The sequence below is a fragment of the Halomonas sp. AOP30-A1-24 genome (assembly GCF_052378165.1).
Lineage (GTDB): Bacteria > Pseudomonadota > Gammaproteobacteria > Pseudomonadales > Halomonadaceae > Vreelandella > Vreelandella citrativorans.
This window is the reverse complement of record NZ_JBQSXL010000016.1, coordinates 83,634-90,394: the sequence shown is the minus strand read 5'-3', so window position 1 is coordinate 90,394 and position 6,761 is coordinate 83,634. Positions and strand designations below refer to the sequence as shown.

The 6,761-nt window shown below is 48.5% G+C and carries 7 protein-coding genes and 1 pseudogene; 6 read left to right on the top strand and 2 right to left on the bottom strand.

The genetic code is table 11. The features are described from left to right. Together ACT3TJ_RS10850 and ACT3TJ_RS10845 are read right to left on the bottom strand one after the other, a co-directional pair. Positions 1–281 (bottom strand): annotated as a pseudogene (locus ACT3TJ_RS10850) (anti-virulence regulator CigR family protein); the annotation flags it as partial. Positions 282–427: 146 nt separating this feature from the next. Beyond that, the gene (locus tag ACT3TJ_RS10845; RefSeq protein ID WP_319941222.1) at positions 428–829 is read right to left on the bottom strand and encodes a pilin; all 402 of its coding nucleotides are present in this window, start codon (positions 827–829) and stop codon (positions 428–430) included. Between the two features lie 232 nt (positions 830–1,061). Between ACT3TJ_RS10845 and pilB the strand changes: the two genes are divergently transcribed. The 6 genes from pilB to ACT3TJ_RS10815 all read left to right on the top strand — a co-directional run bounded on the left by pilB (position 1,062) and on the right by ACT3TJ_RS10815 (position 6,757). Continuing rightward, positions 1,062–2,756: a type IV-A pilus assembly ATPase PilB gene (pilB, locus tag ACT3TJ_RS10840; RefSeq protein ID WP_444621993.1), complete on the top strand. Its 1,695-nt coding sequence runs from the start codon at positions 1,062–1,064 to the stop codon at positions 2,754–2,756. Positions 2,757–2,759: 3 nt separating this feature from the next. Continuing rightward, entirely contained in the window at positions 2,760–3,992 is a 1,233-nt protein-coding gene (locus ACT3TJ_RS10835) for a type II secretion system F family protein (protein WP_444621994.1), read from the top strand. Between the two features lie 17 nt (positions 3,993–4,009). Next, positions 4,010–4,861 (top strand): prepilin peptidase, encoded by an 852-nt coding sequence (locus ACT3TJ_RS10830; RefSeq protein WP_444621995.1) that lies wholly within the window; start codon positions 4,010–4,012, stop codon positions 4,859–4,861. Positions 4,862–4,992: 131 nt separating this feature from the next. Next, positions 4,993–5,583, top strand: coding sequence for a dephospho-CoA kinase (gene coaE / locus ACT3TJ_RS10825; RefSeq protein WP_444621996.1), 591 nt, complete (start codon positions 4,993–4,995; stop codon positions 5,581–5,583). 31 nt (positions 5,584–5,614) lie between these two features. After that, a complete protein-coding gene (gene yacG / locus ACT3TJ_RS10820; RefSeq protein ID WP_172116555.1) occupies positions 5,615–5,848 on the top strand; it encodes a DNA gyrase inhibitor YacG in 234 nt (77 codons plus the stop codon). Between the two features lie 33 nt (positions 5,849–5,881). Next, positions 5,882–6,757 carry a DNA replication terminus site-binding protein gene (locus tag ACT3TJ_RS10815; RefSeq protein WP_444621997.1) on the top strand — a complete coding sequence of 292 codons (876 nt, stop codon included), beginning with the start codon at positions 5,882–5,884 and terminating at the stop codon, positions 6,755–6,757. Positions 6,758–6,761: the final 4 nt, after the last annotated feature.

The following is a 6,761-nucleotide window of genomic DNA, read 5'->3' as shown; positions in this document are numbered from 1 at the left end:
GGTAACGGTTTGCCACGCTGAATTTGTCGTTGAATGCCGGGGGGCAGTGATTCAGCAGCAGGTGCATTAAACTGGCGTAGCAAGCGCAGTAGCTCGCGCTCATTGACGCGTGGCAAATCCACATATTGCTTATTGTGGCTTTCACGCATCGAACGTGAGCTTCCTTGCTGATACCGCTGCTCTTGCCCATTATCGCGTGCGCCATGGGCTGGCGCGTGGGCAGGCGGCTGTGCAAACGTGTTGCTGGCACCTATCAATCCCCCCAGACAGCTTACCAACACGGCTAGACTCGTTCGCTTCATTTGAAAACCTCTCACTAAACATATTGGCTAACACGGTTAGCTTGTAGTGTAGTGAGGAAATACGCACAGAGTATGGAAATATAAAGATCATACGGGGTCTTTTAACATCCACTCCCTATCTGATACTAAGAGCCTTTGACTACGATTTTTCCTGCTTCAATATTAATAACGCCCCCACGTGCTGACTTAATTTCGATTGCATTCCCACTTGTGCCACTGCTCGTAAACGCGTCAAGTAGCTCTTGTTTACGGCTATCAGTGCTGCTATCACAGGCTTGAAAGCTGAAATCATCAGAAATAGCTGAGTCTGATTGAACTGTTTTGGACAGCGAATAATTTACCAATGCCATACTCCGATAGGAAGCCAGCTCTCCCTCGCATGCGGTTAAAGACGCTTTATCAAGGTAATTTCCATACTGGGGCACTGCCACTGCCATCAAAACGCCTACGATAGCAATGACGATCATGAGCTCTATCAGTGTGAAGCCATCTTCGTCCCCTTTGATCTTGCCGCTATGCTTATCCAAGCTGCCCCCTGTTTATCGACATCACGCACATATTTTATTGAAATTACTAACTAGTAGTCTTACAGCAGTATCACAGATACAATACTAATCATAATTAATCAATTTATTAGCCGAAAAATAGCGTTCTAATTTATGAGAGCAGGCGAATTATTGTTTGTTAGAAATCTTTCATGAGCAACAATTAATACTTTAATATCAAAAACTTAAAAGATCATCTTTTTCGAGATTATTGATGAAATTTGAAGGATTAGCCAAGCGTTTAATTAATAGTGAGCTGCTAAGCATCGACCAGGCCGAAAAAGCAGAAACAGCATCACTCGCCTTGGGAGTATCATTATTACGCTATGTAGCTGAACAAAGACTCGTGGACGCTAGCGCCGCCGCTTCTGCAGCTGCCTGGGAATATGGCTTTCCAGTGATTGATTTAGAGGCTCTACAGTTAGAAGCGCTGCCCACAGCTACCAGCTTTCCTGCCCATCTTTTAACATCATTAAAAGTCCTGCCTCTGGCTCAACGGGGGCGTCATCTCACAGTCGCCATTTCCTGCCCATCAGTCCTGTCTCAACTTGATGAGCTAACATTTACTCTAGATGTCGTTAGTATTGAAGGGGTTTTGGCCCCGTTCGATCAGCTTGAGGCCGTATTAAATAGCTACCTCACCCATCATAAATATGCCTCTTTGGGTTCCATCAAGCATCTGCCTGATTATAAATTAGCCTCTGAAGATGACGATTTTCAGCTTGAGGACATGGCCCAAAGTATAGAAGACGGGCCTGTCGTTGAATTCGTTAATAAAGTACTGTTGGACGCTATTGATCGGGGCGCTTCAGACATTCACTTCGAGCCCTATGAGCAACACTACCGTATTCGATTCAGGATTGACGGCGTGCTTATTGAAGTTGCTCAGCCACCACTGACAATGCGAAATCAGATAGCAGCACGCTTGAAGATCATGGCTCGCCTTGATATCTCGGAGCGTCGCCTTCCACAAGATGGAGCCATTAAATTCTCGGCAAAACGCCATCAAACGTTAGATTTGCGTATCAATTCATTGCCGACCGTTTACGGCGAGAAGGTCGTATTACGTCTGCTTGATCCTACCTCTCTTCAGCTTGGCATTGACCAATTGGGCTTTTCAGATACCCAGAGGGGGCTCTATGAAAAAGCACTCAAACAGCCCCAGGGAATGATTTTAGTCACAGGCCCTACTGGCAGTGGTAAAACGGTCTCACTCTATACGGGCATCGCACTACTCAATCAAGTAGAGCGGAATATCTGCACGGCAGAAGATCCTGTTGAAATCAAGGTAGCGGGTATTAATCAAGTGAACGTGCTGCCTCACATTGGACTGGATTTTGCCAATGCACTGCGTGCTTTTCTCCGTCAGGATCCTGACGTAGTGATGGTAGGTGAAATACGTGATCTTGAAACTGCGGAGATTGCAATAAAAGCAGCACAAACAGGTCATCTTGTACTTTCAACCGTGCATACCAATTCTGCGGCAGATACCCTTACGCGCTTATGCAACATGGGAGTATCGGCATTTAACATTGCAAGCTCGGTGAGTCTGATTATTGCGCAACGCTTAGCTCGAAAATTATGCAGTCATTGCAAACAGCCTACAAATACCCCTATGGATGCCCTATCCAGCGAAGTTACCAATGAAGATACCCTTCAACAAGCAACCTTTTACCGTGCTGAAGGATGCAAAAAATGCACACATGGATATAAAGGCCGGGTGGGTATCTATGAAGTGGTTCCCGTTTCCGAAACGATTCGGCAGCTCATTATGCACAACGCGTCCGCACTTGAAATTAACGAGCAGATCAAAAAGGAAGGACATGCCAGCCTTCGCCAAAGCGGCTTTTATTACGTTATCCAAGGCATTACCAGCCTGGAGGAAATTAATCGTGTCATTAAGGAGTAACGCTTGACTCGATATGCCGTTAAACGTAAAGCCAAGTCACCCCGCTTGTATCGCTGGAAATGGACAGGGACGGTTGGCCAAACACGTTTACTACGTGGTGAAATTATCGGCCATAGCAAGGTCGCCGTTACCGCCGAGCTACGTAAACAAAATATTGACGTGCGGCGTGTCGCTAAAAAAAGCGACCTGAGTAACCAAGGACGTATAAAGCCTCGCGATATCATGATTTTTTCACGCCAGCTGGCAACGATGATTCAAGCGGGCATCCCCCTATTACAGGCTTTTCAGGTAGTGGCTGAAAGTCTGAAAAAACCGTCGATGGTGGCGCTTGTTCATCAGCTAACCAATGACGTAGCATCAGGGACAAGCTTTTCTGACGCCTTACGATGCCACCCTCAACATTTTGATCGTTTGTTTATTAATCTGGTTGATGCAGGCGAACAGTCCGGCACACTTGACAAAATGTTAGAGCAAAACGCGGTTTATAAGGAAAAACTAGAGTCCCTAAAGGGGCGTGTCAAAAAGGCGTTGTGGTATCCGACGACCGTTTTGCTGACCGGCATCGCGATTACACTGCTATTACTTATTAAAGTGGTACCTCAGTTTGAAAGCATGTTTCAAAGCTTTGACGCTGAGCTACCGGCGGTGACACAGCTAACCGTCGACTTATCGATGCTGGCCCAACAACTATGGCTACCTTTGCTGGGAACAGCCACGACAGTGATTCTATTGCTGCGATGGCTGACGCGCCGCTCACCAGCGCTTGTCCACCTGCTTCATCGCCTTTTGCTACGTATTCCTGTTATCGGCAACATCATTGATAAAGCGGCTGTTGCACGATTTTCCCGTACCTTGGCCACGACATATGCATCCGGTATTCCTCTGGTAGAAGGGCTTGCAACTGCGGCTGGCTCCACGGGCAATAAAGTGTATGAAAAAGCGGCACTCCAGACACAAAAGGAGGTAGCAACAGGTCAGCAGCTGCATTTTTCAATGCGAATGACCAACCGTTTCCCTGCTTTAGCGGTGCAGATGGTAAGCATTGGTGAAGAAGCCGGTGCCCTTGATACCATGCTCCACCGTGTAGCCAGTTACTACGAAGAAGACGTCGATAACCAGGTGGATGCGCTGACGTCTTTAATGGAGCCCCTCATTATCATTGTGCTGGGCATTTTGGTGGGGGGAATCGTCGTTTCTATGTATTTACCTATTTTTAATCTGGGTACCGTCATCTAGGTATTCTGAGGAGCATTATGAGTTCTCTTACGCTGAGCACCGGCCTGGTGGTTTGTTTGCTGGGCCTCTGCTTGGGTAGCTTTGCAAACGTTGTTATCACTCGTCTTCCTGTCATGCTAATGCGTCACTGGCGGCTTGAGGCTCGTGCGGCTCTTGAGCTGCCTATGGAACAAGCACCTCGCTTTAATATTGCGACACCTCGCTCACAATGCCCACGCTGCGAGAGCTCCATCGCCTGGCACAATAATATTCCCTTAATCGGCTGGGTTAAACGACGCGGCCGCTGTGCAAACTGCCACACCCGCATTAGCTTGCAGTATCCCCTTGTAGAATTAAGCAGCGGTGTACTGGCCCTAACAGTTGCGCTTCTGCAGGGCATAAACCTCTCCAGCCTGTTTATTTATGCAGCCTGCGTAACCCTTCTCGTACTGGCCGTGATCGATCTTCGCACCTACTTGTTACCGGATGTTCTCACCCTTCCCTTGCTGTGGGCTGGCCTTGTCTATCAGCTCTTATTTCAGCCCTACTTATTAACCAATGCCGTCGTTGGTGCAATGGCGGGTTACCTGATCCTTTGGAGTTTTTACTGGCTATTTAAACTAACCACTGGAAAAGAGGGCATGGGGTATGGTGATTTTAAGCTTCTAGCCGCTCTTGGCGCCTGGTTGGGTTGGAGCTTCCTGCCCCTGCTCTTACTGCTCTCAGCGGGGATAGGTGCTGTTGTAGGCGTTGTGGCACAGACACGCTTTCCACACTTACGTGGCGCACCGCTTCCTTTCGGGCCTTTTCTCGCGTTAGCAGGCTGGGCATGCCTCCTTGCAGGACATGACCTTATCGCCCTTTATTTGACCTTTTTCCCTGGGGTTTAATACAAACCAAGAAGGTATATTGCATCTCATGCCCAAAGCGGCGCCTACATGGGCGTAATGCGCTATAGGTACCGACTTTCTACGTAAAAACACGTAAAATAGCGTTTTAAAGAACGCAATAAAGGGTAGCTATGATTATTGGCTTAACCGGGGGCATTGGTTCGGGTAAATCAACCGTAGCGCGCGCGTTTGAATCGCTAGGGGTCAGCTGGGTAGATGCAGATATCGTTGCCCGCGAAATTGTGGCACCAGGTGAGCCTGCCTTAAGCGCTATTATTGATTATTTTGGTTCAGATATTGTCAAGCAAGATGGAACGCTTGATAGAGCCGCTTTGCGTTCAATTATCTTTGAAGATCCACCCAAGCGTGAATGGCTAGAGTCGCTTACTCATCCGGTTATCAGAGAACGGTTAGTTGCGCATTTAACCTCTCTATCCCACGATTCACCCTATGTACTTCTCGTTTCACCGTTACTTTTTGAGTCAGGACAAAACATGCTGGTCACCCGAACAATTGTGGTTGACGTGCCCACCGATGTTCAGCTTTCCAGAACACTCGCTCGTGATGGCGTAAGCCCTAATCAGGTACGTGCCATTCTTGCAGCGCAAATGTCTCGTGAAGAGCGCTTGGCTAACGCCGACGATGTGATAGATAACAGCGGAGATTATGACTTTATGATGCGTCAGGTTGAGCGTCTGGACAGTATTTATCGCACTCGTTAATTCAATTTTATCTATATATTTCAGGATTATTATGACTCACCCTGCTAATGATACTCCCATGGAAGTTAACTGCCCCCACTGCGGCCAAAAAGTGGCTTGGGCACCAGAGAGTACCTACCGTCCTTTTTGCAGCAAGCGCTGTCAATTAATTGATTTTGGCGCATGGGCTGAAGAGTCTCACCGTATCGCAGGCGAGCCAGCCATGGATGAGGCTGACTTGGATACCCTTCTGGCACAAGCGGATAAAGATGCGCCTCTTTCTTAACGAATGGTTTTCACGGTGAGGTAAATATTGGTCATGCAAGAGCCCGATGTAACCGCTTATCACTTATTGCATGAGCTTGATAATCGATTTGATAATCTGGTTTGCGCTATTGAAGCGGCGCTGGTGCTTTACGAAAGGCAGCGCCCGGCGGCGTGGGTCATGCATCAGCCGTCCGTCGAATTAAACTGGCTGCGAAACGCACTGCTGGATATGTGGCACTTGGAAGGCCAGGACGGTCGTGAAACGCGTAATTACATAGGAGTGATTGCCGCTGGCACTCCCCTTATTGAGGCAGTTGGCACTATTAACCATGCTAAAACAGCAATTAGCGAGTTAATCCATAGGATAAAAGAGCTCTCTCCAAAAGCATTCGGAGAAATCAAGCAACGCCTGCCACAACGCCACCCTCAAGTAGATAATGTATTGCGCCGTACCGGGCTTGCCAAACTCCACCTGAAACAGTGTTGGCGACAAATACCGATTGCTGAAGCGCCGGTTTCGCGTATACGGCTTGCCTGGTACAGCAGCGGGCGCTCTATCAAGCGTCTCAGCGTGCAGGAAGCGGAGAAAAAGCTCATGCAACTGGATACCGAAGCGCCGCATATACGTATTCAACTGCGCAAGCTGGCTGGCCTTCCTGGCGACGAAGCGTTGGCACAAGTACAAGCGCAGGCGCCTTTGATGCGGGCGAACCTTTTTTTTACTGAGCCTTTACTCGACGGGCACTCACGGCGGGCGCTCAATATTGCCATGCCGCTGTTTGTGCCCGCTCCTGACCAACGCCTGCCCCATATCAACTTGCCGCCGCTACACCCCCCTACGGAACGCACACGGGCAAGAAGGCGCGATGAAAAGCTTGAGCACGAAGCGTTTTTACCCAGCTTGCGTATTTATCGCTACCGATCCTGATCAA